The 26,731-nt window shown below is 27.9% G+C and carries 23 protein-coding genes and 1 riboswitch; of the genes, 17 read left to right on the forward strand and 6 right to left on the reverse strand.

Annotated features, from left to right (window positions below; genetic code table 11):
* The 11 genes from ACRC03_RS15200 to ACRC03_RS15250 form a co-directional block, all read left to right on the forward strand.
* On the forward strand, positions 1 to 248 hold a 248-nt coding region (locus tag ACRC03_RS15200), incomplete at its 5' end, for a hypothetical protein (protein ID WP_438653438.1).
* A 148-nt stretch (positions 249 to 396) separates the two neighbouring features.
* Positions 397 to 603, forward strand: a complete 207-nt coding sequence (locus ACRC03_RS15205; protein WP_438653439.1) for an HNH endonuclease signature motif containing protein — start codon at positions 397 to 399, stop codon at positions 601 to 603.
* Between the two features lie 157 nt (positions 604 to 760).
* Positions 761 to 2,386, forward strand: coding sequence for a UvrD-helicase domain-containing protein (locus ACRC03_RS15210; protein WP_438653440.1), 1,626 nt, complete (start codon positions 761 to 763; stop codon positions 2,384 to 2,386).
* Positions 2,387 to 2,410: 24 nt separating this feature from the next.
* Positions 2,411 to 2,854, forward strand: coding sequence for a hypothetical protein (locus ACRC03_RS15215; RefSeq protein ID WP_438653441.1), 444 nt, complete (start codon positions 2,411 to 2,413; stop codon positions 2,852 to 2,854).
* 39 nt (positions 2,855 to 2,893) lie between these two features.
* Positions 2,894 to 3,784: a potassium channel family protein gene (locus tag ACRC03_RS15220; protein ID WP_438653442.1), complete on the forward strand. Its 891-nt coding sequence runs from the start codon at positions 2,894 to 2,896 to the stop codon at positions 3,782 to 3,784.
* Positions 3,785 to 3,890: 106 nt separating this feature from the next.
* On the forward strand, positions 3,891 to 5,825 hold the full coding sequence (locus ACRC03_RS15225; RefSeq protein WP_438653443.1) for a [FeFe] hydrogenase, group A: 1,935 nt from the start codon (positions 3,891 to 3,893) through the stop codon (positions 5,823 to 5,825).
* Positions 5,826 to 5,909: 84 nt separating this feature from the next.
* Positions 5,910 to 6,440, forward strand: coding sequence for a hypothetical protein (locus ACRC03_RS15230; RefSeq protein ID WP_438653444.1), 531 nt, complete (start codon positions 5,910 to 5,912; stop codon positions 6,438 to 6,440).
* A 27-nt stretch (positions 6,441 to 6,467) separates the two neighbouring features.
* Entirely contained in the window at positions 6,468 to 7,871 is a 1,404-nt protein-coding gene (locus tag ACRC03_RS15235; protein ID WP_438653445.1) for an MATE family efflux transporter, read from the forward strand.
* Between the two features lie 144 nt (positions 7,872 to 8,015).
* Positions 8,016 to 9,248: a peptidase U32 family protein gene (locus tag ACRC03_RS15240; RefSeq protein WP_438653446.1), complete on the forward strand. Its 1,233-nt coding sequence runs from the start codon at positions 8,016 to 8,018 to the stop codon at positions 9,246 to 9,248.
* 71 nt (positions 9,249 to 9,319) lie between these two features.
* A complete protein-coding gene (locus ACRC03_RS15245; protein ID WP_438653447.1) occupies positions 9,320 to 10,669 on the forward strand; it encodes a sensor histidine kinase in 1,350 nt (449 codons plus the stop codon).
* Between the two features lie 101 nt (positions 10,670 to 10,770).
* Positions 10,771 to 12,099: a sensor histidine kinase gene (locus ACRC03_RS15250; RefSeq protein WP_438653448.1), complete on the forward strand. Its 1,329-nt coding sequence runs from the start codon at positions 10,771 to 10,773 to the stop codon at positions 12,097 to 12,099.
* Between the two features lie 119 nt (positions 12,100 to 12,218).
* Here ACRC03_RS15250 and ymfI read toward each other — a convergent pair whose 3' ends face one another.
* The 3 genes from ymfI to rluF form a co-directional block, all read right to left on the reverse strand.
* Positions 12,219 to 12,956 (reverse strand): elongation factor P 5-aminopentanone reductase, encoded by a 738-nt coding sequence (gene ymfI / locus ACRC03_RS15255; RefSeq protein ID WP_438653449.1) that lies wholly within the window; start codon positions 12,954 to 12,956, stop codon positions 12,219 to 12,221.
* 133 nt (positions 12,957 to 13,089) lie between these two features.
* Positions 13,090 to 14,046, reverse strand: a complete 957-nt coding sequence (locus ACRC03_RS15260) for a calcium/sodium antiporter (protein ID WP_438653450.1) — start codon at positions 14,044 to 14,046, stop codon at positions 13,090 to 13,092.
* An 84-nt stretch (positions 14,047 to 14,130) separates the two neighbouring features.
* The gene (rluF, locus tag ACRC03_RS15265) at positions 14,131 to 14,829 is read right to left on the reverse strand and encodes a 23S rRNA pseudouridine(2604) synthase RluF (protein WP_438653451.1); all 699 of its coding nucleotides are present in this window, start codon (positions 14,827 to 14,829) and stop codon (positions 14,131 to 14,133) included.
* A gap of 271 nt (positions 14,830 to 15,100) precedes the next feature.
* On the opposite strand from rluF, the gene ACRC03_RS15270 reads away from it, so the two are divergent.
* Both ACRC03_RS15270 and ACRC03_RS15275 read left to right on the forward strand, forming a co-directional pair.
* Positions 15,101 to 16,360 carry a Gfo/Idh/MocA family protein gene (locus tag ACRC03_RS15270; protein WP_438653452.1) on the forward strand — a complete coding sequence of 420 codons (1,260 nt, stop codon included), beginning with the start codon at positions 15,101 to 15,103 and terminating at the stop codon, positions 16,358 to 16,360.
* Positions 16,361 to 16,459: 99 nt separating this feature from the next.
* Positions 16,460 to 16,564, forward strand: a riboswitch (SAM riboswitch).
* A gap of 85 nt (positions 16,565 to 16,649) precedes the next feature.
* Complete coding sequence (locus tag ACRC03_RS15275) at positions 16,650 to 17,969, forward strand: homocysteine synthase (RefSeq protein WP_438653453.1); 1,320 nt, start codon at positions 16,650 to 16,652, stop codon at positions 17,967 to 17,969.
* A gap of 39 nt (positions 17,970 to 18,008) precedes the next feature.
* On the opposite strand, the gene ACRC03_RS15280 is transcribed toward ACRC03_RS15275, so the two are convergent.
* The 3 genes from ACRC03_RS15280 to ACRC03_RS15290 all read right to left on the reverse strand — a co-directional run bounded on the left by ACRC03_RS15280 (position 18,009) and on the right by ACRC03_RS15290 (position 19,438).
* A complete protein-coding gene (locus ACRC03_RS15280; RefSeq protein WP_438653454.1) occupies positions 18,009 to 18,218 on the reverse strand; it encodes a cold-shock protein in 210 nt (69 codons plus the stop codon).
* A 119-nt stretch (positions 18,219 to 18,337) separates the two neighbouring features.
* The gene (locus ACRC03_RS15285; RefSeq protein WP_438653455.1) at positions 18,338 to 18,706 is read right to left on the reverse strand and encodes a hypothetical protein; all 369 of its coding nucleotides are present in this window, start codon (positions 18,704 to 18,706) and stop codon (positions 18,338 to 18,340) included.
* A gap of 252 nt (positions 18,707 to 18,958) precedes the next feature.
* Complete coding sequence (locus tag ACRC03_RS15290; RefSeq protein ID WP_438653456.1) at positions 18,959 to 19,438, reverse strand: manganese efflux pump; 480 nt, start codon at positions 19,436 to 19,438, stop codon at positions 18,959 to 18,961.
* A gap of 298 nt (positions 19,439 to 19,736) precedes the next feature.
* On the opposite strand from ACRC03_RS15290, the gene hypB reads away from it, so the two are divergent.
* From hypB to ACRC03_RS15310, 4 genes are all read left to right on the forward strand, one after another.
* The gene (gene hypB / locus ACRC03_RS15295; protein WP_438653457.1) at positions 19,737 to 20,399 is read left to right on the forward strand and encodes a hydrogenase nickel incorporation protein HypB; all 663 of its coding nucleotides are present in this window, start codon (positions 19,737 to 19,739) and stop codon (positions 20,397 to 20,399) included.
* A 128-nt stretch (positions 20,400 to 20,527) separates the two neighbouring features.
* Positions 20,528 to 23,347: a cation-translocating P-type ATPase gene (locus tag ACRC03_RS15300; RefSeq protein ID WP_438653458.1), complete on the forward strand. Its 2,820-nt coding sequence runs from the start codon at positions 20,528 to 20,530 to the stop codon at positions 23,345 to 23,347.
* Positions 23,348 to 23,643: 296 nt separating this feature from the next.
* On the forward strand, positions 23,644 to 25,578 hold the full coding sequence (locus tag ACRC03_RS15305) for an FAD-binding protein (protein ID WP_438653459.1): 1,935 nt from the start codon (positions 23,644 to 23,646) through the stop codon (positions 25,576 to 25,578).
* Between the two features lie 178 nt (positions 25,579 to 25,756).
* The gene (locus ACRC03_RS15310; protein ID WP_438653460.1) at positions 25,757 to 26,530 is read left to right on the forward strand and encodes a MurR/RpiR family transcriptional regulator; all 774 of its coding nucleotides are present in this window, start codon (positions 25,757 to 25,759) and stop codon (positions 26,528 to 26,530) included.
* Positions 26,531 to 26,731 lie beyond the last annotated feature (201 nt).

The raw sequence follows: 26,731 nt of genomic DNA on the forward strand, positions 1-26,731 counted from the left end.
ATAGATATGCTACTCATGTGAGTAAAGACTTTTCGGGTATAGATTTCTTAGTAAGAAAAACCTTAAGAGCTAGATTAAAGAATATAATAAATAGTAAACCTAAATTATCTAAAACATATGAAAGACTTTATGGAAATTACAATGGTAAAAAAATAACCATTAAAAATACAACTATATTTCCTATTTATGGTTGCAAAACTAGAAATATAATGTGTTTTAACCAAGATATCTGCAACTATACACGATAGTTTATATGGTATTGAGGAAATAATACAATACCTGCTAAGTAATAGACAGGAGTCACAAACGACTGAATTTAATGATAATAGAATTTAATTAATAGCAGGTCAAAATGGTAAATGTTATGTTACAGGCGAAGCCTTAAAAATAGGATATATGGAATATAAACATAAAATTCCGAAATATTTAGGAGGTACTGATGAATATAAAAACCTTGTGTGGTTAACAACACAAGCTTGTAAGATTATATGCAGTACTGATTTGGGTACAATAGCTAAGTATCTAAATACGATGAATTTAGATAAAAAAGGTTTAAAAAGAGTTAATTCTTTAAGAAAGTTAGTAGGAAATTCAGTTATTTAATTATTAGAGTGTGAAATTGTTGGAACGCCGTATGAGGTGAAAGTCTCACGTACGGTGTGAAGTGGGGGAAAAGTTGGAGATAACTTCAAAGACTTACCTATCACTATAAATAAGAGGTGTAATAAAGGGTATAATTGGATTAAACTGGGTACCAAATGTGAAATTCAATATAGAAGAATTTAGAGAAGATACTATAGAGTATATAAAAGAAAAAGGATTTGCTACTATAAAAAGTAATGAATTTGTATTAAACACTAACATAAATATTATTAAGAAAAATTTATTAATTAGCAATATAGAAAATAAAAATATTGTAGAAGAAGACTTAAATAAGATAGATTTAAAAATAGAAGAAAATATAGTTAGTCAAAAGATTATGGACAAAGAATTATACTTAAGTCTGCCAAGTGAATATTCTATATACAATAAAGAAGAAAGAGCTTTAATATATGAAACTTGTTTGAAATATGAAGGGTATTTAAAAGAAAATAATCTTTATGATGAAAATGATATAACAAGAATGGTTCTAAAAGAAGTAAATAGAGGAAAGATAGAAAAGTTTGATTTTATATTAGTAGATGAAATACAGGATTTAACTGAAATACAAGTTTATCTTATGTATAAGTTAGTTAAAAACCCATTAAATATTCTATTTAGTGGAGATTATAATCAAACTATAAATCCAACATTTTTTAATACTACCCGTATAGAAAGTCTATTTATGGCTACGAATTACAATGATAAATTTTATAAAAAAATATTATCAACAAATTATAGAAGCTCAAAGAACATTGTAAATTTAGCCAATGAAATTGCAAATTTAAGAATTTCAAAGTTATATAAAAATAAAAGAAATGACTATATAGAAAAACCAATAAGAGAAAAAACTAATAACCCATTTTTATTGAAGAATAGTGAAGAAAATAAGTCTAAACTTTTAAACATGGTAAAAGAAAGGCACTATGTAGCTATATTAGTTTGTAATGAAAATGAAAAATTAAAACTGAAACATGAAATGGGTATAGAAGATAGTGTGTTTACTTTATCTGAAATTAAAGGTATAGAAAAAGATTATATAATATGTTACAACGTAGCATCTACATATAAGGAAAAATGGAAGGAAATATTTGATGGAGTTAGCTATGAAAATCACTCTTTATATAGATACTATTTTAACATGCTTTATGTTGGAGTAACTAGAGCAAGAGATTATATTTGTTTTTATGAAGATGAAAGTGATTGTGAATTGTATAGTAATTTTGAGGGATTAATAGAAGTAGTAGAAAATTTTGAAGAAAATCATTTAATGTTTAACTACATATCGAACGATGATGATTATTTAAAAGAAGGTAAATATTTAGAGTCAAAAGAGAGATATCATCAAGCTATAATACAGTATAGAAAATCTAAATCAAATAATGTAAAAGAGCACATAAAAAGATGTGAAGCACTTGTATTAAAAGAAAAAGGAAAATACTCAGAGGCAGGGGCTAAGTTATTAAAATTAAGAGAGTATGAATTAGCCAGCGAATGTTTTATAGAAGATGAAAATCATATAAAAACTATAAAGTGCTTTGTACTAATGGGACAAGAGTATGAGGAAATAGTAGAATATTTTAGTGAACATAAAATAAACCCTTTAGAAATAGTTTTAGAAAAGCAAAGTAAGGAAGCTTGGATAAATAATTTTTATGAGATATACAATGAATATATAGAAGATAAAATAACAAAACAAAATAAAAACATAGATTTAATTAAAACTATATTAAACATTATCAATTAAGTCTAAACGAATTAGGTGGTTAACATGGAAGATAAAAATATATTAAATTTAATAGACAGATTTGAAAAAAGTATAGATGAAACTGAAAAATTAACAAATTCTCTAATAGGGTTAGAAGGTGTATTAGATAAACTAGACAATTCAATGCATGAAGTATATGAATTAACAAAAGTTGAGTCATTAACTAAAAAATCAGAAGCTTTAATACAAAGTTTAAATCAATTAAAAATGATTCAAAGAGAAGTAAACAAAGAATACACAGAATTGGTTAATTTTAATTTATACAACGAAGAAATAAAGGAAGACATTTCAACTATAAAAGATTTTATAGTTAAGATAAATGACAATATGAGTATCATGAAAAAAGATAGGGATAGTTATAAATTAATACAAGAAGAAGAAAATAAAAAATTTAAAGAAGATATATTGTACATACTAAAGGAAAATTCAAATAAAGACAAAGATTAATATAGAATATATAGAAGCTCACAAAAAGAAGGTGTCAACATGGGGAAAATTTTAGTAATAGCAAGTACAATATTAATTATACTAGTATTAATAGGCCTTAGAAGGAAAAATAATAAAAAAATATTACTTGAGATCAAAAGTACTTTTATAGAAATAAATCAAACATACAAAGAAATACTTACGGAGAATGATTTAATCTCAAGAGTTTTACATGGAGTAATATTTGTAGTTTCGGAGCTACTAGTTATTTTTACTGTAGTCAAAGTAGGAGTAAACAATGTATTACAGGATGCGAGTATAACTAATATTATAGTTACTACATTTTTTGTAATTATAATACTTTTAATAATTCATTTATCAATAGGATACATACTTCTGATAACAACAGGGATACAAAAATTTATTTCTAAAGTTGAAGATAGTGACTTAAAAATCAACTTGCTAACTAGCTATTTTATACTTAGTACTTATTTTACAGTATTTGTATTTGATAGTAGCCAATTTGAGGGTATAGAAATTTTAGCATTGATAGGTTTATTAATTTCTTATATATTAAACTTAAAAATACTTATTAAATTAATAAAAAATCCAGGTCATGTAAAAAATAAGGATAAAGAAAATAATATTTATAAAACTACAAATAGCAGAATTACTATAGTAGCAATACTACTATTATTTATGATAATATTAAATTTATTTTTAGCTACCAGTATAATAAACCAAGCTTATCCAGGGTCATTTTCAAATAATCCAAATGGATTTGATTTATTTTATTATACTATAATAACATTTACGACAATTGGATATGGAGATATCGTTCCTATTAGCATACCAGCTAAAATTATCAGTATGACTATTGCAGTAACTAGTGTAATATGTTTAACAATATTTTTAAGCACAGTTATATCTTATAAAAAAGAAAATGAATAGTTGATAAAGCCTGAGATAAATCTCAGGCTTTTATTATTTCAAGAGAATAGTATTTAAGGATATAAGAAAAAATAAATTTAATATTGTAATAGCGAGGAGTAATATAATGTTAAATAAAACAACAACAATAATTCAAAGTTCATTAGGCTCTGTATTCTCTGTATTTAGTGAAGAAGACCTAAATAAAATATCACAAATTGAAAATAGAAAAGTAGCAGTATGTGGTAAGATTAATCATCCAGGAATAATAGATGTACCAGAAGGGGCGACTATAGTAGATATAATAAATTTAGCTGGAGGTTTATTAAATGATAGTGGTTTTAAAGCAGCACAATTAGGTATACCTTTTGGTGGTTTTTTGACGGAAGAAAGTTTAGATAAAGAACTAGATTTTAACTTATTTGATAAATGTTCAAATAGAACGATTATTATTCTTTCTCAAGAAGATTGTATAGTACAATATGCAAAATTTTATATAGATTATTTAATAGGAAAAACTAAAAGTAAAGGTTTTGAACAATTTAGTGTAGTTGAGAAAGAAATAATTAGAATGTGGAAAATTTTAGATAGAATAAGTAAAGGTAGAGCTAATATGCGTGATGTATATCTATTAAGGGAAATAGCTCTAACCGTAAAAGATAGGATAAATCAAACACACAATATAATAGAAGAAATAATTAATAATTTTTATAACGAAATAGAAGAGCATATAGAAGATAACAAGTGTTACACATCACAGTGTAATCATCTTATAAAATTAACAATTACAGATAAATGTATTGGATGTGGAGTATGTAAAAGAGCTTGTCCTGTAGACTGTATTATAGGAGAGCCTAAATGCCACCATTATATAGATTATAATAGATGTACTCACTGTGGACAGTGTATCGCAGTTTGTCCAGTAAACGCAATAACAGCAGGAGATAATACTTTAAAGTTCCTTAGAGATTTATCAACACCAAATAAAATAGTAATTACTCAAATGGCACCAGCAGTAAGAGTGGCTATAGGAGAAGCTTTTGGATTTGAACCAGGTACTAATGTGGAAAATAAAATAGCAGCAGGTCTTAGACAATTAGGAGTAGACTATGTATTTGATACTACATGGGCAGCAGACTTAACAATAATGGAAGAAGCAGCAGAACTTCAAGATAGATTAGAAAAATATTTTGCAGGAGATGAAAATGTAAAGCTTCCTATACTTACATCTTGTTGTCCTGCTTGGGTAAAATTTATTGAACAAAACTATGGAGATATGTTAGAAGTTCCATCTTCAGCAAAATCACCTATGCAAATGTTTGCAACAGTTGCAAAAGACTTATGGGGAAAAGAGCATGGACTGCATAGAGATCAAATTACCTCAGTTGCAATTATGCCATGTATTGCAAAAAAATACGAAGCATCAAGACCAGAGTTTTCAAGAGGTTTGAACTATGATGTAGACTATGTAATAACGACAAGAGAACTTATAAAAATTTTCCAAGACTCTGGGATAGATTTAGCTCAAATTGAAGATTCACCAATAGATCAAGTACTAGGAGAATACAGTGGAGCTGGTGTAATCTTTGGTAGAACTGGAGGAGTAATTGAAGCAGCAACTAGAACAGCAATTGAAAAAATGACAGGTAAAAGAGTAGAAAATATAGAGTTTGAATGTCTAAGAGGATGGGATAGCTTTAGAGCTTGTGATTTGGAAGTTGGTAATTTAAAATTGAGAATTGGGGTTACTTATGGACTAAGAGAAGCAGCTAAGATGTTAGATAAAATAAGAACGGGAGAAGAATTTTTCCATGCTATAGAAATTATGGCTTGTACAGGCGGATGCGTAGGTGGTGGTGGACAACCTAAGGCAAGAAAAAGAGAAGAAGTTCTTAAAATGAGAGCAGAAGGATTAAATAATATAGATAGAAAAATGCCAATTAGAAGATCTTATGAAAATCCTGCTGTTTTAGCAATTTATGAAAAATACTTAGATTATCCAATGAGTCATAAAGCGCATGAGCTGTTACACACTAAATACTTTGTAAAACCTAAAAAATAAATAACATTTTTAAGGGTAAGACTATACTTTAATGAAATATATGTTAAAATAGATAGAGAAAATATTGGAAACAAGGAGAATATTATGACAGGTAAGTTTTTGACTAAAGATAAAGTATTTATACAAACAACAAAGTTTGCAGATTTATTAATACAAAGCGATAGTTATGAAGTATTTCACAATAAAATAGCAGAAAATAACTTAGAATATAACGAACAAAAAGTTTATGAAATTGCACAAAGTGGATTTGTTGATTTTAATCAGCACTTATATGAGGAAATAAATGAAATGAATTCTCTAAGTGCAGGAATATACTTAGAGATGTCTTTAATAACATTTAGAATATTTCTATGGGGGGCTAAAGGAGAAGGCTTTGAAATATTCAAACATGTACTTATAGGGAAGGAAATAAGTAACTTAAATAGTATTGAAGATATTAAAGAATATATATATTTACATATAAGTGAATTGGAAAGCGGAATAATAAAAACTTATAGTGAAGATACGGGCAAGGCTTTTGAAATGCTAGGGACAGGATTAGAAAGTAGAAAATTACCTTTAGCAAGTGTACTTGAAGATTTAACTATAGCAAATAACATAAGTGATTTTAAATAATAAAAGAGTGAGCTTAGACTCACTTTTTTGTTTGATATCAAATTAGTATTTAGGGGTGGAGGATACATGAAAAATAGAATAGATTTAACAGAAGGTAGAATTACAGAAAAATTATTAAAATTAGCACTACCTATAATGGGGACTTCATTTATACAAATGGCCTATAACTTAGTGGACATGATATGGGTAGGAAGAGTAGGAAGTAGTGCAGTGGCAGCAGTAGGAACTGCAGGATTTTATCCATGGTTAGCCATGGCTTTTATTATGATATCGAAAGTTGGAGCAGAAGTTAAAGTTGCTCAAAGTGTAGGTTCAGGTGATAAAGTAGCTATAAAATCCTTTATAAAATCTGCTATAGAAATAAATATTATTTTAGCTATAATATATACAATAGTATTATTAGTATTTAATGATGTACTAATAGGGATATTTAGATTAGGGGATACAAATGTTATAAATATGGCTAAACAATTCTTAAGTATAATTGCATTAGGAATGGTATTTTATTTTATAAATCCAGTATTTACAGCTATTTTTAATGGATTAGGAAATAGTAAAACTCCATTTAGAATAAATACCATGGGGTTAGTTATAAATATTTTATTAGACCCTGTATTAATATTAGGATGGTTTGGTGGGCCTAAGCTTGGAGTAGTAGGAGCTGCTATAGCTACTGTATTTGCACAAATGGTGGTGACAACATGCTTTTTATACAGAATTATAAAAAGTAAAGAAGACTATTTTAAGATTAAGCTATTTAAGGATATTGACTTAATCTATTATAAAATTTTATATAAACTAGGAATACCAGTAGCTATTCAAAGTGGAATGTTTACTATATTTTCAATGACAATAGGTGTAATAGTAGCGTCTTTTGGACCTGTAGCAATAGCTGTTCAAAAAGTAGGTTCTCAGATTGAGTCTATATCCTGGATGACGGCGGATGGTCTAGCAGTAGCTCTATCAAGCTTTGTAGGTCAAAATTATGGTGCATCCAAGTATAAGAGAATAGACAGAGGTTGTAAAATAACCATATTGATAGCTATAGTGCTAGGAATTGTAAATACTCTTGTATTGGTGCTTTTAGGAGATAAGATATTTGGAATATTTATAGATGAAGCTGAGGCTATTAAGCAAGGAACTGTATATTTAAGAATACTAGGTTTATCTCAACTATTTATGTGCTTAGAAATAATAACTGCAGGCGCTTTTAAGGGATTAGGAAGAACATATATACCATCTTTCATTATAACAATTTTAACTGGTGCAAGAGTTCCACTTGCATATTTAATTTCTAAACCGGAAATATTAGGATTAAATGGAATATGGTGGAGTATAACTATAAGTAGCGTGTTTAAAGGAATTTTACTAATTACTTTATTTATGTGGTTATTGAAGATAGGAAAACTTTATAAAACGTTAGAAGATTAAAAAGACCTTAATAGGTCTTTTTTTACAAATTTCAACAATAATTTGAAAAAATAATAAAGTAATGTTATAATAAATAAGTTTGATACTAATATATTTGGGTAAAATATTTTTATCTGAAAAATATAGAGAAACAAAGGAGATAAAATGAAAAAAATAGAATTATTAGCACCAGCAGGTGATTTGGAAAGATTAAAAATAGCTTTTACTTATGGAGCGGATGCTGTATATATAGGTGGAGAAATTTTTGGTATGAGATCTGCAGCTAAAAACTTTACAATAGAAGAAATGGCAGAAGGAGTACAATTTGCTCATAACTTAGGAAAACAAGTTTTTGTAACTATAAATATAATACCTAGAAATGAAGAATTACAACAGTTAGAAGCCTATTTATTACAATTAGAAAAAATAGGCGTAGATGCAGTAATAGTTAGTGATCCAGGTGTATTTACATTAGTTCAGCAGACAATACCGAATATGGAAATACATATAAGTACTCAAGCGAGTACTACAAACTCATATGGTGCAAACTTTTGGTATAACAAGGGTGCTAAGAGAGTAGTAATGGCTAGAGAACTATCATTTAAAGAAATAAAGGAATTAAGAGATAATACTCCAGAAGATATGGATATTGAAGCATTTGTTCATGGAGCGATGTGTATGTCCTACTCAGGGAAATGCGTAATAAGTAATTATACTACTGGAAGAGATGCCAATAGAGGAGCTTGTGCTCAACCTTGTAGATGGAAGTATAATTTAGTAGAAGAAGTAAGCCCAGGTAAATATGAAAAGGTATTAGAAGATGTTGATTCATCATTTTTCTTTAACTCAAAAGATTTATGTATGATAGAATATGTACCAGAGCTTATTAAATGTGGTATAACAAGTTTTAAAATCGAGGGAAGAATGAAAACGTCATATTATGTAGCTACTACAGTTAGAGCGTATAGAATGGCAATAGATACCTACTATGAAGATCCAGAAAACTGGACTTTTAATCCTATTTGGTTAGATGAACTTAAAAAAGGTAGCCACAGAGATTATAGCACAGGCTTTTACTTAAATGTTCCTAATTCTAAAGCTCATAACTATGATAGCGCATCTTATATAAGAAATTATGACTTTATTGGTATAGTAAGAGATTATGACCAGGAAAAAGACCTTTATATAGTAGAACAAAGAAATAAAATGAATGTACTAGACAAGATTGAGGTAATAGGACCACATATAGATACAATGTTTACAAATATTGAAGAAATGTATGATGAAAAAGGCAACCCTATAGAATCAGCTCCTCATGCAAGACAAATAGTCAAATTAAAGCTTGATATAAAGGTAGATAAAGACTATATACTAAGAAAACCAATAGTTAACAAATAACAATTAATCAAAACCTTAATTTTAAAAAAATTAAGGTTTTTTTGTTTATACAGAACAAAAAAAGGAAAAATATGTTAAAATTATACAAGAGACAGGGGGAGAAGGTCATAATATTATTAGATGTATTATTTATAGGTATTTTAGAAGCAGTAGTAATTTATTCAATAGGAAATTCATTATTAAATAATATTCTTGTATTTAAAGATATTGTAAAGATATCTTTAATATATGCAGCAGGTTGTTATTTAATAAGAAGCTATACTCCAACAGGAATAAATATGATATTGATATTTTTATTATATGTCCTATTATACTATTTAAAAAGTAAAGTTAGTATAATAAAGTGTTTAATTGTAATCAGTATAGCTTTCACAATTAAATTTGTGTCAGAATATGTTTTAGTTGGAATAATATATTTAATGGGAATTGATTTAGAAATTATATTGACAAATCAGCTTTTTAAAATTATTGTAGGTAATATATCCTTAATCATTCCATTTTTAACATATTTATTTATTGATAAGAAAAAAATAAAACTTTGGAATGAGGCTAATAAAAAAAATAAAATAAACCACTATACTGATAAAATGTTAGTATCATTATCAATTATAAACATAGTATTAATGTCAGGTGTAATGATGATTATAAGTATAAGTTACTTTAAATTTGACAGCAAATTAAACTTAGTAATACTGAATTTAATAGCAATTAGTGTACTATGTGTAGGTTCTTTAATTATAGTTAGCTTGATATTGAAAAAAAGTAAGGAAGTAGTTCAACTTGAAAATAACGCAATAATATGCAACTTGAATCAAATGAAAGAAACGATAGATATGTTAAGAATACAAAAACACGATTATATGAATCATTTACAGGTAATATTGATGCAAGTTTCAAAAGGTAAATGCGAAGATGCAAGAAGTTATATACTGGGAATAGCTGAGGATTCAAAAAATAGTATTTCAGTTTTTGAAACAGGATCTAATTATATAGATGCTATATTAAACTTTAAAAGTGCAAGATGTAACGAATATAATATTCAATTAACTGCATGTATAGATAGTTTATTAGAATATACACCATTTCAAGATACACAACTAAGTGCTATTTTCTTAAACATAATAGATAATGCTATTGATGAGTTAAAACAAAGTGAAAAAGAATATAAGTACATACATGTTGATACATATATACAAGAGGATAAGGATTTTATTGCTATAAAAAATAATGGAATAAAAATACAAGATATTCAAAAAATATTTGAAAATGGTTATTCATCTAAAGGAGAAAATAGGGGATATGGATTGTATTCTATAAAACAAATGCTACTAAATCATAAATGTAATATTGAAGTTTATAGTGATGATGATGAAACAGAATTCATTATAGAACTTATAAATCTATATAAAAATTTATATTAAGTTTAGAGTAATAGTATTGAAAAAATAGCAAATATATAGAATTATTAAATCATTGTTATACTATAAAATATTTACTAATGGTCGTATGAAGGGAAAATGAAATGTTAGAAATGTTGTTTATAAGTATTCCTGAAATATTTTTAATATACAATATAAGTAATGTATTGTTGGGGAAGAAATTAAAAAGTTTGAAGTTATTAAAAATAACTATACTGTGTGTTCTATTTGGAGAAGTTGTAAAATATTATATACCAAATGGAAGCAATATAATTATAATATTCTTTATATATAGTATGTTGCTTAGCATAGCCATAAAAGGAGAAAAAATTAAGTGTTTAATCGCATCAATAATTGGATATGCTATTAAATTTATTTCTGAATTTATTATGTTTATGATATTAAATGCAATTGATATAAATATAGAAGGTATTTTAAGTAACACTTATTCTAAAATTATATTTATTGACATAACAGTAATTTTAACTTGGATAATATTTACTGTAATTAATAAATATAATTTAAATATCTTGAATTTTGAAAGAAACAAGCCTAAGGCATTATTTAAAAATAGAAATATGATTAAATTACTAGTGGTATTATCAATTATTAACATATTAATAGTTCAAGCTATTGCAGTAGAAATAATGAGCAATTTAGAGCAGTATACAACATATAGTAGGTATAGTTTTGTTATTATTGGAGTTATAATTTGGATAGTATTTTGTATAAGTTGTTTAATTATTACAATTCTAATATCAGAAAAAAATAAAGACAGTATACAAATTGAAAATAATTTAATTAGAAATAATTTAAATCAAATGAAGGAAACTGTAGACTTATTAAGAATTCAAAGACATGATTATATGAATCATCTACAAGTAATACTTATGCAAGTTTCCAATAGTAAAAATGAAGATGCAAAAAAGTATATTCTTGGAATATCAGCTGAGGTAAAAAATAATATCTCTAATTTTGATACAGGTTCTAATTATATAGATGCAATTTTAAACTTTAAAAGTGCGAAGTGTTCAGAACATAATATACAATTAACCGCATGTATAGATAGTTTACTAGAAGATACACCACTTCAAGATACTCAATTAAGTGCTATATTCCTAAATATAATAGACAATGCAATTGATGAATTAAAGAAAAATGAAAAGGAACACAAATACATACATGTAGATACCTATACAGAAGATGATAAACATATTATTTCAATAAATAACAATGGAAGAAAAATTGAGGATACAAAAAAAATATTTGAAATGGGATATTCTTCTAAGGGTAAAAATAGAGGATACGGATTATATTCAATAAAGCAAATGCTACAAAGTCATAAGTGTAATATTAAAGTTTGTAGTGAAGATGATGAAACTCAATTTATAATAGATTTATCTATTGTAAATAAAAAATTACATAGAGCATAAAAAGAGACGTGTCCAAAGCGTCTCTTTTTATAAGTTAGATATGTAAATTTTGTTTTATTCCAGTGGATATAATTTAATTATACACATATTTTGAAAAATTAATACAGAATTTTTAAAAATTAAATAACAAATCCTCCATTTGGACTAATAACTTGTCCAGTTATAAAATTAGATTTATCATCAGCTAAGAACAATATACAGTTAGCTATATCATCAGGCGTTCCAAGTCTCATTAGAGGAGTTTCATCTCTTAACATATCTAATATTTCTTGACTAACATTATTTAGCATATCAGTTTGTATAACTCCTGGTGCTACACAATTAACTTGAATATTTGATGGACCAAGCTCTTTAGCAAGGGCTTTTGTCATACCGATAATAGCTGCCTTAGATGTTGAATAATGTACTTCGTAAGAACCACCAACTAACCCCCAAATAGAAGAAATATTTATAATTTTACCACTATGTTCAGGTATCATATATTGTAAAGCTTTTTGAGTAGAGTAAAATACTCCATTCAAATTAACATTCATCATTTCATCCCAATCTTCATCACTTAAATCTGTAAATAATTTATCAGTACTTATACCTGCATTGTTAACTAATACGTCTATTTTACCAAACTCACCAATACAGAAATTTACCATAGAATTTACCTCATATCTTTTAGAAATATCAGCTTTAAAAACTCTAACAGATAACCCTTTTTCTGTTAATGTATTATAAAGTTCATTAGCTTCTTTTTCTGATTTATTGTAATTTATTACTACGTTGTAGTTATTTTTGGCAAATAATATAGCAGTAGCACGTCCTATACCACGAGAAGAACCTGTAATTAAAACTGTTTTTTTATTCATTAGTCTATCCTTTCCTTAATATAATAATGTTTATATATAAATTATACGAAATTTTAAATAATAATAAAAGTCCATATATAGTTTGAAGCATGAAAAAAGGGAGTAAGCCTCCCTTTTGTTAAACAAATTAATATTATCTTATTATTGTATAAGTCATATATACGATGTATATAATAACTAAAGCAATACCATGTTTTTTTACAAGTAAACTATCTTTTTTCATAAATAAGTATAATAAGATTGTTATTATAGTCATAAAAATCATATCTATTAAAGCAAGAGTACTAACTGTTATAGGATTAATAAATGCAGCTAAACCTAACACTAGTAATATGTTAAATAAATTTGACCCAATAACATTACCTATAGCTATATCAGTCTCACCTTTTTTTATAGCTACTATTGAAGTAACAAACTCAGGAAGAGAAGTACCCATAGCAATAATTGTAAGGCCAACTAAATTAGGAGTCATTCCAAAGTCAGTAGCAATAGATGTTGCAGCATCAACTACCAAATCTCCGCCGATAATTATTCCTATAGCACCAACAATACAGATTAATATAGTTTTAGGTATAGAAATTTCTTCTGTAATATCTATTGCTAAAGCACTTTCATCACAAACAACATTATCATCTTGTTGCTTATTAGTATTAATAGCAGACTTTATAGTATAGAATAAGAAATAACAGAATAAAAGTAAAAGTATTAACCCGTCAACTAAACCTAAAGTTAAATTAGAGCAAAGTAATACTAGTAAGGCACTTATTAATATTAAAAAAGGAGCATCCTTTTTTATTGTATCTTTTTCAACTGGTAACTTTGTTATTATAGAAGAAACTCCTAAAACAATAAGTATATTGAAAAAGTTTGAACCTACTACGTTAGCTATACTCATATCGTTTTGTCCAGCTAATGAAGATGTTATACTTACAGCGGCCTCAGGAGCACTAGTACCCATAGCTACTATAGTTAAACCGATAATCATAGGTGGGACATTAAACTTACGAGCTAAAGATGATGACCCTTCTACAAAGGTATCAGCACCTTTTATTAGGAACAAAAATCCTATTATTAAAATTAAAAATGACATAAAATATCCCTCCTAAAAAAATTACAATGTGTATTTAACACATTGCAATAGTATAACATATGAGTAGCTATTGGTAAATGAAAATTATTTAATCAAACCCTTGACTTCTTTTTCACTCAATTGTCTCCATTTACCAGTTGGAAGACCTTTTAAGGTTAAATCCATAATTCTAACACGTTGTAGTTTTTGAACAGAATAACCAAATACTTCGCACATTCTTCTTATTTGTCGATTAAGACCTTGAGTTAGAACAATTCTAAAAGTACGAGCGTTTACTTTAGTAATTTTACACTTTTTTGTAGTAACGTATTTGTTAGTTACAGGATTAAAAATACGAACTCCATTTGACATTTTATTAATAAAATCATCACTTATATTTTTATCTACAGTTACCGCATATTCCTTTTCGTGCTTGTTTTCTTCTCTAAGTATTTTATTTACAATATTTCCGTCATTAGTAAGTAAAATAAGTCCTTCAGAAGGTTTATCTAATCTCCCTATAGGAAAAATTCTTTCTGGATAATTTACATAATCTATTATATTTCCTTTTATATGTCGTTCAGTTGTACAAGTTATTCCAACAGGTTTATTTAAAGCTATGTAAACATCATTTTTCTTTTGTTTTATTAATTTATTATTAACTTTAACACTATCTCCTTCTTCTACACTTTGGCCTATTTTTGCTACCTTACCATTTATTGTAACCTTACCTTGTTCCACAAGCTTGTCAGCCTCTCTTCTTGAACAAAGTCCAGTTGAGCTTATATAGTTATTTAATCTCATGAAAAACCTCCTTAGAGTCTAGTATAACTAATTAATTATATTATAGTTAGTATTATGAATCAACTATCATTTATTCATAAGTGCTAAAAAATAAATTAATATTCATGATGTGGCTAAATTTAATTACAGTTAATTTTGTTAATAAATTTGAAAACAAGTACTATTTTAATATTAATTTTATAATTATAAACACAATTGATGAATATTATAGCATATAAATATTTATAAAAAATATAATAATTAAAAACATGCTTACATAGGAGAGAAAAGAATGAAAAAAGTAAGTATTGCAGTTATAGGAGCAGGATGTAGAGGGATGTATGCATATGCTCCATATTTATTAGAAAATCCGAATCTAGGCAATATCGTAGCAATAGCAGAACCTATAGAAGAAAAACGAAACTTATTTAAAGAAAAGTATAATATAGAAGAAGACTATGTATTTAAAGACTGGAAAGATTTATTAAAAGAAGATAAATTAGCAGATGGAATAATTATAGCAAACAACGATGATGACCACTTTATGCCAGCTAAAATAGCTTTAGAGAAAGGATATCATGTACTATTAGAAAAACCAATGTCAAACAAGATAGAAGAGATAATTGAATTAGAGAAGCTAGCTAAAAAGTACAACAAAAACATTTTTATGATATGTCATGTACTAAGGTATACGCCTTTTTTCACAGAAATAAAGAAAATAATTGATAGTAAAGAATTAGGAGAGCTTGTAAGTATACAGCACAATGAAAATATTGGATATTGGCATTTTGCACATAGTTACACAAGGGGAAACTGGAGAAATAGCAACGAAACTAGTCCACTTATTTTAGCTAAAAGTTGTCATGATATGGATTTATTATTATGGTTAACTAATAAAAAATGTTTAAATGTAGCTTCTTTTGGTAGTCTAACTGTCATGAAAAGCGAAAAATTCAAAGAAGGTATGAGTGATAACTGCGTAAATTGCAAAATAGAGAAAGACTGCCCTTATTCTGCTAAAAAAATTTACTTACAAGATAATAAAATATCAGCTTCTCTAAATGCAGTTCATACTAATCCAACTAAGGAGAACTTAGCAAATGCAATTATTAATGGACCTTATGGAAGATGCGTATATAAATGTGATAACAATGTAGTTGATCATATGGTTAGTATATTAGAGTTTGAAGGTGGAATAACAGCAACCTTTAATTTGTCGGCTTTTACTAAAGAGTGTACTAGAACTATAAAATTAATGTTTAGTCATGGAGAAGTTGGAGGCAATCATATAAACAATATAATTGATGTATATAAATTTGGAGAAAATCATCATAAGATAATAAAACCAAAACAAGAAGTAAATGGACACGGTGGAGGAGATTATGGAATTATAAAAGATTTTTTATCTTTAATTGCTGATGATAAAGGCGATTTAAAAACTAGTGCAATTCAATCTATACAAAGTCATATTATGGCTTTTGCTCTAGAAGATTCTAGGTTGAATTATAAAGTTGTTAACATAAAAGCATTTGTTGAAAGTTATAATATTTAACCAATTAAAACTATAAAAAAAAATTAGAAAAAATAAATAAAATAGTTGCCGATTAATAGAACATAATATACAATGAACTTAATAATAAAATAGATAGTAACCTTATCAAGAGAGGTGGAGGGATAGGCCCTGTGAAACCCAGCAACCAGTACTTATGTACATGGTGCTAATTCCTACTTATGGAAACCATAAGAGAGATAAGAGAGAATGCTAATTAAAAAATTAAGCCCTCTTTTATCAACTTGATAAAGAGGGCTATTTATTTTCTAAAAAAAGGGGGATATAGAAAATGGGAAATAGAAAATTAAAATTTGATACATTACAAGTACACGGAGGTCAAAGTCCAGATCCAACAACTGGTTCAAGAGCAGTACCGATTTACCAAACTACATCATATGTTTTTGATAGCGTAGAGCATGGTGCAAATTTATTTTCACTTAAAGAATCGGGAAATATATATACAAGAATAATGAATCCTACCTCAGATGTTTTTGAACAAAGAATAGCTTTGTTAGAAGGTGGAGTTGGAGCTTTAGCTGTAGCTTCAGGTTCTGCTGCAATAACTTATTCAATACTAAATATTGCTGAGTGTGGAGATGAAATAGTAGCGTCTAGTACATTATACGGAGGAACATATAATTTATTTTCAACTACACTAGCTAGGTTAGGAATTAAAACTACTTTTGTAGACTGTGATGATCCAGAAAACTTTAGAAAAGCTATAAATAAAAATACTAAAGCTTTATATATTGAAACTATCGGAAATCCAGTAATAAACATAGCTGATATTGAGAAAATAGCAAATATAGCACATGAAAATGATATACCTTTAATTGTAGATAATACTTTTGGAACTCCTTATTTAGTAAGACCTTTTGAACATGGAGCAGATATAGTAGTTCATTCTGCAACTAAGTTTATAGGAGGGCATGGTACCTCTATTGGAGGAGTAATTGTAGATAGTGGAAAATTTGACTGGGCAAAAAGTGGTAAGTTTAAATATTTAACAGAACCAGATCCAAGTTATCATGGAATAAGCTATGCAAATGACATAGGAGAAGCAGCTTTTATAACTAAGGCAAGAGTACAATTATTAAGAGACACAGGAGCATGTATAAGTCCGTTTAACTCCTTTTTATTATTACAAGGATTAGAAACATTATCCTTAAGAGTAGATAGACATATATATAATACTAAAAAAATAACAGAATTCTTAAATAATCATAATCAAGTTTCTTGGGTAAATTATCCTGGAATAGAAGGAAATAAATATTATGAATTAGGAAAAAAATATTGTCCTAAGGGAGCCGGTTCTATATTTACTTTTGGTATAAAAGGTGGAGTAGAAGCAGGTAAAAAATTCATTGAAAGTCTTCAAATATTCTCTCATTTAGCAAATGTAGCAGATGCAAAATCGTTAGTTATACATCCTGCTAGTACTACTCACGCTCAGTTAAATGAAGAAGAACAAAAATCAGCAGGTATTTCACCTGATATGATTAGAGTATCTGTTGGTATTGAAGATATAGAGGATTTAATTTGGGATTTAAAGAACGCGCTAAGTGAAGTTGAAGAATTAAATATAATAGAAGAAGTGACATCTTTATAAAGTAAAAAATCCCTCTAGATAATAGAGGGATTTTTTACTTTATAATTTAATTACATTTATGGCAGATGGACCTTTATCAGCTTGAACTATGTCAAAAGATACTTCTTCACCTTCGTGTAAATCTTTATTGTGTCCATTTTCTTTTATATTAGAAAAATGAACGAAAACATCTTGTCCATCATTTGCAGAGATAAATCCAAAACCTTTTTCATTATTAAACCACTTTACTACACCTGTATAATTAGCCATTTATAAATAGCTCCTTTCAAATTTAAAATAAATTATATTTATATAGTGTAAAACTATTCTTTAATATTATCTCTTTGAAGTGTTAGTTTAATAATAAAAAAAATATGGAAATAAAGTGACTAAGAACAAACTAATATATCTATTTTGCTTATATCTAAATCACAAAAATCTTCAGTTAAATCATGAATAGTATTTTCTAAAAAATACACATCCATCTTTGAAAAATCATACTCAAAATTTATATTTTTAATTTTTACGTCATTTACAAAAAGTAATAGGTTGTCACTAACCTTTTCTATTTGTATTTTTAGTGAATTAAAATCAGACGACTTTAAAGTTTGACAAAGACTATTTAAAATTATGTCTAAAGAAGTTTGCTTGAGAGTAGTTTCAAGACTGTGATTACAACTTTTGCAATAAAAATATGTAGAATTTGTTACAGATTTTACCTCCGTCAGATTTGAATTACTACAATTAGAACATATCATTTTACTTTCCCCCATATGTTGTCTAGATTTTAAATATTTAATTTTACGCACCCTTTTTTAATATAATAAAGATATACAAATTCACCCTTTTTTTGTATAATTTAAATATATTATATACATAAAAATCTATATAAATTTTTTTTATTAGATATTTACTATGACAATATTATAACATTTAATTATGTTATTTTTATATGTAAATTATAGCAATTTACATATAAGATAATCATACCTTATAGAGTAGGATTATTTTTAAATAATCCTTATTATAGCAAGAATTATAAGCATTACTCCAGACATCCAGGATAAATTTATATTAACAACTTTTGCAAAGTATTTCCCTAAATAGCTACCTGTTTTGAGTAAACATAATCCAATTATAAATGATAAAACTATAACATCGAATTTATTAACATTACCTAAACTACATCCAAAACCAACAGCTAGACTATCTAAAGACAAAGCAGTAGCTAAGTAAAAGGCCTCCTTAGAAGACAGAATTTTAGAACCGTCATAATCGGCTTTTGTCTCATCAGCATAAATTTCAAGAACAAATTTAAAATCAAAAAGTTTAAAAGTTAGTGGAGCACCCATATTTGAAATTTTTTTTATATATCCTTTAGAAAAAGTTTCAAATAGTCTATAGATACCTAAGATTAATAAAAGAATAAAGCTAAGCATAGGAGCTAAACTTGGTGATAAGAAATTTTGAAGGGAAGAACCTAAAAACATAGAAATAGCCAAAAAAATGAACAGATGCTATTTATTATTATTGCAGATAAAAAAGGTATTTTGATTTTATTAGTACCATAAGCAATACTTGTTACAAAAGTATCTATACAAAGAGAAAATACTAAAAGTAAAGACTGTAACATGAATACACCTCCTGATTGTCAAAACTAATAATATACTATTAAAAAAAAAGCAAATTAGTTACATAAAATAAAGAATAAAGAATTTTAAAAAATCATAAATAAATATATATAGTAAATACATTTATTTAGCCAGTAGTTTAGAGGGGAGAAAATTTATGAAACAAATAATTATAGAAAAAAGTATCGTTAAAAATAATGAGGAATTAGCAAAGAAAAATAAAGATTTTTTTAATAACAAGAAAATTTTTACTATAAACTTATTAGGTTCTCCTGGTTCTGGAAAAACTCGTGTAATAGAGAAAATAATAGGGAATATAAAAAAATGTTACAACATGGCTGTTATAGAGGGAGACTTATACACTGCAAAAGATGCTATGAGAATAGAAAAACATAATATAGATGTAATTCAATTGAATACTGGTGGAACATCTCATTTAGACGCAAGTATGATAGCTATATCTCTTCAACATTTAAATACAGAAAAACTAGATTTTTTAGTTATAGAAAATGTAGGTAGTTTAGTATTACCAGAAAGCTATGACTTAAGTGAAGATATGAAGATTGTTGTAATGAGTGTGACTGAAGGGAATGATAAACCATTAAAATATCCTTCAATGTTTAAATGCTCTTCTGCGGTTATATTGAACAAAATGGACTTAATTGAAAATACTGATTTTGATATAAATGAGTTTTACAGGGATGTGCATACACTTAATAAAGATATTAAAGTATTTGAAGTTTCTTGCAGAGATGATTCTGGAATAGATGAAATAAGTGACTTTTTAAAAGAAAAAATAAGAAATAAAAAAACATACTAATATTTGTATAAAAGATAACCTTACGATGTAGGGTTATTTTTGCATATAAAAATAAATAGAATGAATAAAAATATGGACATACTCATATACTTTTATAAGTTAAAAGCAAATTTATGAGGGGGATACGTATGAGATACTACAATAAACCTATTAACGAAGTATTAAAGTATTTAAAAGTAAATTCAGAAATTGGGCTTAGTGATAGTGACGTAGAAGAAAGACACCGCCGATATGGAATAAATGAGTTTACTATAAAAAAAGGTAAATCTTTTATAGAAGAACTATCGGAGAGTGTAATGGAACCAATGATATTAATATTATTAGGAGCTGCAGTTATAAGTGCATTTATAGGAGAAGTACATGACGCTTTTGGTATACTAGGAGCTATATTTATAGGCTTATCTATAGGAATAGTAACAGAAGGAAAATCCAAAAAAGCTGCTCATGCACTATCTAAAATGACAGAAAATATAGAAGTAAAAGTACTAAGGAACGGAAAAATAAGACAGATATCAAAGAATCAACTAGTTCCAGGAGATGTAGTATACATAGAAACAGGTGATATGATACCAGCAGATGGCAGACTTATACAATCCATTAACCTTAAGCTTAGAGAGGACATGCTGACAGGAGAAAGTGCAGATGTAGTAAAAAAAGCTGAAGAGGTAGTACAAATGGAAGTAGTATACGGTAAAATAGAAATTATAGAACAGGACGCAATACCAGCCAAGCAGATAAATATGGTTTTTGGAGGTACACTTGTTGCCTATGGAAGAGGTATAATGGTGGTAACTTATACTGGTGACAATACAGAAATGGGGAAAATAGCTCAAAACTTATCTCATGATGACATTTCAACACCACTTCAAATAAAACTAGGCAAACTAAGTGCAAAAATAGCAGGTATTTCAGGGATTATAGCTAGTTTATTATGTGTATATATGATTATACAAATGAATTTAAAAGGTCAAATATCAGTAAATATGTCAGGTATATTACCATTTTTGCAATCACTAGAACCTGCAAAAGATGCATATATGGTTTGTATAGCTTTAATAGTTGCTACAGTACCAGAGGGACTTCCTACAATGATAAATATTACGCTAGCAATAACTATGCAAAAGATGGCTAAAATAAATGCATTAGTAACTAAAAAAGAAGCTTGTGAAACAATAGGATGTATATCTGTAATTTGTTCAGATAAAACAGGGACTCTAACGCAAAATAAAATGATGGTAGAAGTTGCATATGTAGATGGAAAATATATAAAAGATGAAAATTACATAAGTAATAGCTACTTTGAAAAAAACTGCATAGTAAATTCTACAGCAGATATTGAAAAAGAAAATAGAAGTTATAAATATATAGGAAGTGCCACAGAATGTGCATTACTTTTATATCATAAAGATAAAGATTACAACAAAATAAGAAAAAATACCAACTTAATATCTCAAGTTCCTTTTACTTCAGAGAAAAAGAGAATGTCATCTTTAATATTAGAAGAAGATGGAGAAGTATTGCTAAGTAAAGGTGCACCTGAAGTACTGATTAAAAAATGTAAGTACATACAAAAAGGACAAGAAGTTACTTTAATGACACCTCAAATTAGAAAAAATATATTAAATGAGATTAGAAAGCTTCAAATGAAATCTATGAGAACTTTAGGTTTTGCTTATAAAAAAATAGGTGAAGGTTATGCTGAAGTAGAAATTTGTTGTGAAGAAGAAGTAGCAGTAACTAGAGAAATTAATAATTATGAATATCAAAGAGATGTAAATAGTTATGACAATGATGAAGATTTAGTATTTGGAGGATTTGTAGGTATACTAGACCCATTAAGAGAAGGTGTAAAAGAATCAATACAAACAGCCTTTGATGCAGGTGTAGATGTTAAGATGCTTACAGGTGATAATATAAATACAGCTACTGCAATTGGAAAAGAAATTGGTTTATTAGACACTGGTAAAAAAGCAGTAGAAGCTACTTATATAGATGTTTTATCTGATGAAGAATTAAGAGAAGAAATAAAAGGAATATCCATAGTAGCTCGTTCTAAGCCAGATACTAAAATGAGAATAGTACAGGCGCTTCAAACTAATGGTGAGATAGTAGCTGTAACAGGTGATGGAATAAATGATGCTCCAGCATTAAGTAGAGCGGATGTTGGAATTTCAATGGGAATATCGGGAACAGAAGTGTCAAAAAATGCATCGGATATTATATTAACTGATGATAGTTTTAGTACGATAGTAGATGGTATAAAATGGGGTAGAGGAATATATGAAAACTTCCAAAGATTTATACAATTTCAGCTTACTGTCAATATAGTAGCCTTTATAATCGCTATAGTTTCTCAAGTTATGGGCAAACCAATGCCTTTTACTACCATACAATTACTATGGGTTAATATAATAATGGATGGACCTCCTGCGTTAGCTCTTGGATTAGAGCCTGTAAGAAGTTATGTATTAAAAAGAAAACCTATAAAAAGGAATGCGGGAATAATATCTAGATCTATGTTTATTAACATAATTATAAATGCATTTTTGATAATATGCATAGTTGAGATACAGTTAACTTTCAATGTGCTTAATGCTACATCTGTGGAGCAAGGAACAGTAGTATTTTCATTATTTGCATTTAGTGCACTTTTTAATGCATTAAATTGTAGAGAGTTTGGCATTAACAGTACAATACCAAACTTCTTCAAGAATAAATTAGCACTTCGAATTATAGTAATAACAGGAATATGTCAAATAATATTTACTCAAGTATTTAGAAGTTTTTTCAACTCAGTTCCTTTAGGTGCTAATATGTGGTTAAAGATTGTGTTATTGTCTTCTACAGTACTTGTATTAAATGAAATAGTAAAGTTTATACTTAGAAGCGTAAGAAAACAACAAAAACTAATTAAACAAAAGATGAGAAAACAAAGCTCAACTATATAAAACATTACAATTTACGAGCTATTTGCAACACCTCCAATTAATTTGTATATATTGTAATATAATAACTTATCACAAAAATACAAATTTATATATACTCAAATAATTTAAGGGTCTTGCATTTAATTTTAACCCAATTACCCTTGCTTGATAAAATATCTACATAAATCCACAAATGTAAAGTTCTAAATCAGAATAATTAGACCTCATCCTGAAACTTAGTTAAAAAAATATCTATGATATACTTTATCATGTAAATCAAATGTGAGGGAGTACAACAAAAAGTGAGGGGGCATAGTATGAAAAAAAATATTTTTAAACATTTAGCTATGTTAATGGCTATGGTATTCATGTTTGGGATGACAGGATGCTCAAGTAGTGATAGTTTTAAAGAGGGTACATATAAGGGTGTAGGAACAGGAAAAAATGGAAATGTTGAAGTTGAAGTAAAATTCTCTGATTCTGAGATCAAAAGTGTTAAAGTACTTAAACATTCAGAAACAGAAGGTATATCTGATGCAGCAATAAAAGAATTACCAAATAAAATACTTGAAAATCAAAGCTTAGCTGTTGATGCAATTACAGGGGCTACTTTAATGAGTGATGCAATTTTACAAGCAGTAGAAGATTGTGTTGTTCAAGCTGGTGGTGATGTTGAAAAATTAAAGCAGGTTAAAGAAACTGGAAAAGAAAAAGAAGTTGAAGAGGTTAGCACTGATATAGTCGTACTTGGAGCAGGTGCATCAGGAACAGCAGCAGCCATTGCAGGTGTTGATAACGGTGCGAAGGTTTTATTACTTGAAAAAACAGCAATTCCTATGGGCGCAGGAACACTTGCAGGAGGAATGTTTGCTGCTGATTCACAACAACAAAAAGATAATAATGCAACAGTAAGTAAAGAATGGTTATACGATCAATACGTTTTAGCATCGGATGGGTTTATGAACTCAGTACTTGTTCGTGAAATTATTGATGAAGCAGGTCCAACTGTAGATTGGTTAGAAGAAAATGGTTGCGACTTTAATTTAGCAGATGCAGGAACTGGTGGTGGATATGAACATATCGGAATGCCAGCTACACTACATGGTTATGCTGAAGGTGGAACAGTTGCAATTAATAAATTAATCGATTCATTTAAATCTAAGGGTGGAGAGGTTAGATTTAGTACCCCAGCAACTGAACTAATTAAAGATGATAAAGGTAACATAACAGGTGTTATGGCAAAGAAGGCAGATGGTTCAACACTAAAAGTTAATGCTAAATCAGTTATCATAGCTACAGGTGGTTATGGTGGAAGCGAAGAAATGTTAAAAGAGAACTTTGGTAAAAGTTATACTAAAGGTGAAATAGCTCAAAATACAGGTGACGGAATCAAAATGGCGTGGAATGCAGGTGCAGATGAGTATGGAACTGATGTTGCACAATATTTTTGGGCAAAGTTTACAGATGAAGAAACTGCAAAACTTGCTGAGGCATTAGGTGATGATTGGTATGCACTAACAAACTTTACTAGATATCCTAACTTAAGAGTTAATAACTTAGGACAACGTTTCTCAGATGAAACAAATACAACTATATACTCGACTCATGGAGCACAAATTAGTATGCAACCTGAACAAGAAGAATATGTAATAGTTGATTCAAATATGTTAAATAAGATGAAAAAAGGCGGAGGAGCGGCTATAGAAGATCAATTTGCAAAGTGGAAAGATGATCCTCAATTCTTTATGGAATTTAATGAGCCGAATGATACTAGGATTTTCTATGAAGAGGATCATTCTCCAGTAGATTATGCAGCTATGTTTGATAAAACTTTAGATACAGGTGTTGTATTTAAGTCAGATACATTAGAAGGTCTTGCAAAAGAAATGAAAGTAAATGAAGAAAACTTTATGTCTTCAGTAAACCAATATAACAATGCTATAAAAAATGGTAAAGATGAGTTATTCTTTTCAGACTCTTCACGTTTACTTTCTTTAGAAGAAGGTCCTTACTATGCAATAAAATTCTCAGCGAGAAACTTAGGAACATTAGGTGGAATACGTATTAATGAGAAGATAGAAGTAGTTGATGAAAAAGGAATGCCTATAGATGGATTATATGCAGCAGGTGCTGATGCAGGTGGAATGTATGGAAAAGCATATGTTGACTTTGAAGGTGGTACACTTGGATTTGCATATACATCAGGTAGATTAGCAGGAATTAATGCTTCAAAATATGTAACAGGCAAATAATTTAATTACTTAATACAAAATAAATAAAAATCATCTCTGGTAAAACTAGAGATGATTTTTTTGCGATATTAATTTTTTGATGACTTAGATTTGAAAATCCTAACGTATAAATATATATTTATATTGGGGAATATGATATTATTATTTATGTAAATAAATAGAGAATAAAGGAGGGAATATGTTAGAGTTAGCAGGATTAATAGGGTGTTATAATACTTATGATCAAGGAGACATTTATTTTCAAATTGCAAAATCTATCTTGGAGAATTATAACAATTTAGACATGTCTAGTGTACAAGCATTTGCAGATTCGATACATATCTCAGTTTCAACAGCGAATCGATTTATTAGGCAATTATATTTTAGTAATTTTTCTGAATTTCGAAATTACATAAATAGAACACCAGAGAGTTATGAATATGACGGCAAGTATTTCCCGTCTATAAAGGATGAAGTTATTAATCCTATTGAATATGGACAAATTATATGTGATAAAATTAGCGAGGTTATGGGTAGTATAGAAGAAGCTGATATTGTATCGTTAGTATCTATAATCGAAAAAAGTGATAAAATCATATTCATAGGAATACCTATCATATCTGCAGTTTGGCGATTACAAATGGAACTAATTTTGATGGGTAAGAAAACAAGTGCATTTTTAGATCCCAATTATCAAATAAGTGAGGTGGACAAGGTTGGAAGTGATTCTGCTGTAATTTGTCTACAACATATGCGCCAACAAGATGATCATAATGAAAGGCTAGTTGATAATGCAAAACTAAATGGTGCAAAGATAATTTATATAGGAAGTTTAAAGGTAAAAAGCATTGAGGATAAAGCGGATATATCAATTATTTATAAAGGAACGAACACACAAATAGATACAACAATGACACAAATTATAGTAAATTATATTGGGACTTATTTAAGAAATAAAATTATAAATTGTTAGTATTTATAAGCGAGTTGAAATAAAATTCATATAAAATAGAGAAAGTTAGGATTGACTTAGTACTTACTTAAAAATTTGGGATATATTGCGAAAATATTATTAGATTTAACTTGAATACTTTATTAAATTTTGTAACATTATAGTTCTTTTTAGATATTATAATATTAAATAGGTTTAAATCTATTTAATATTATAAAGGAG

Source organism: Romboutsia sp., from assembly GCF_051659545.1.
Classification (GTDB): Bacteria; Bacillota; Clostridia; order Peptostreptococcales; family Peptostreptococcaceae; genus JBOFOR01.

Excerpts from the sequence above, each read along its gene's own strand:
- rluF (WP_438653451.1), bottom strand. The coding sequence starts at position 14,829 with ATGAGATTAAATAACTATATAAGCTCAACTGGACTTTGTTCAAGAAGA.
- ACRC03_RS15205 (WP_438653439.1), top strand. The coding sequence starts at position 397 with ATGGAATATAAACATAAAATTCCGAAATATTTAGGAGGTACTGATGAA.
- ACRC03_RS15300 (WP_438653458.1), top strand. The coding sequence starts at position 20,528 with ATGAGATACTACAATAAACCTATTAACGAAGTATTAAAGTATTTAAAA.
- hypB (WP_438653457.1), top strand. The coding sequence starts at position 19,737 with ATGAAACAAATAATTATAGAAAAAAGTATCGTTAAAAATAATGAGGAA.
- ACRC03_RS15250 (WP_438653448.1), top strand. The coding sequence starts at position 10,771 with ATGTTAGAAATGTTGTTTATAAGTATTCCTGAAATATTTTTAATATAC.
- ACRC03_RS15275 (WP_438653453.1), top strand. The coding sequence starts at position 16,650 with ATGGGAAATAGAAAATTAAAATTTGATACATTACAAGTACACGGAGGT.
- ACRC03_RS15230 (WP_438653444.1), top strand. The coding sequence starts at position 5,910 with ATGACAGGTAAGTTTTTGACTAAAGATAAAGTATTTATACAAACAACA.
- ACRC03_RS15270 (WP_438653452.1), top strand. The coding sequence starts at position 15,101 with ATGAAAAAAGTAAGTATTGCAGTTATAGGAGCAGGATGTAGAGGGATG.
- ACRC03_RS15310 (WP_438653460.1), top strand. The coding sequence starts at position 25,757 with ATGTTAGAGTTAGCAGGATTAATAGGGTGTTATAATACTTATGATCAA.
- ACRC03_RS15305 (WP_438653459.1), top strand. The coding sequence starts at position 23,644 with ATGAAAAAAAATATTTTTAAACATTTAGCTATGTTAATGGCTATGGTA.
- ymfI (WP_438653449.1), bottom strand. The coding sequence starts at position 12,956 with ATGAATAAAAAAACAGTTTTAATTACAGGTTCTTCTCGTGGTATAGGA.
- ACRC03_RS15215 (WP_438653441.1), top strand. The coding sequence starts at position 2,411 with ATGGAAGATAAAAATATATTAAATTTAATAGACAGATTTGAAAAAAGT.
- ACRC03_RS15285 (WP_438653455.1), bottom strand. The coding sequence starts at position 18,706 with ATGATATGTTCTAATTGTAGTAATTCAAATCTGACGGAGGTAAAATCT.
- ACRC03_RS15240 (WP_438653446.1), top strand. The coding sequence starts at position 8,016 with ATGAAAAAAATAGAATTATTAGCACCAGCAGGTGATTTGGAAAGATTA.
- ACRC03_RS15220 (WP_438653442.1), top strand. The coding sequence starts at position 2,894 with ATGGGGAAAATTTTAGTAATAGCAAGTACAATATTAATTATACTAGTA.
- ACRC03_RS15225 (WP_438653443.1), top strand. The coding sequence starts at position 3,891 with ATGTTAAATAAAACAACAACAATAATTCAAAGTTCATTAGGCTCTGTA.
- ACRC03_RS15290 (WP_438653456.1), bottom strand. The coding sequence starts at position 19,438 with ATGTTTTTAGGTTCTTCCCTTCAAAATTTCTTATCACCAAGTTTAGCT.
- ACRC03_RS15260 (WP_438653450.1), bottom strand. The coding sequence starts at position 14,046 with ATGTCATTTTTAATTTTAATAATAGGATTTTTGTTCCTAATAAAAGGT.
- ACRC03_RS15280 (WP_438653454.1), bottom strand. The coding sequence starts at position 18,218 with ATGGCTAATTATACAGGTGTAGTAAAGTGGTTTAATAATGAAAAAGGT.
- ACRC03_RS15245 (WP_438653447.1), top strand. The coding sequence starts at position 9,320 with ATGTTAAAATTATACAAGAGACAGGGGGAGAAGGTCATAATATTATTA.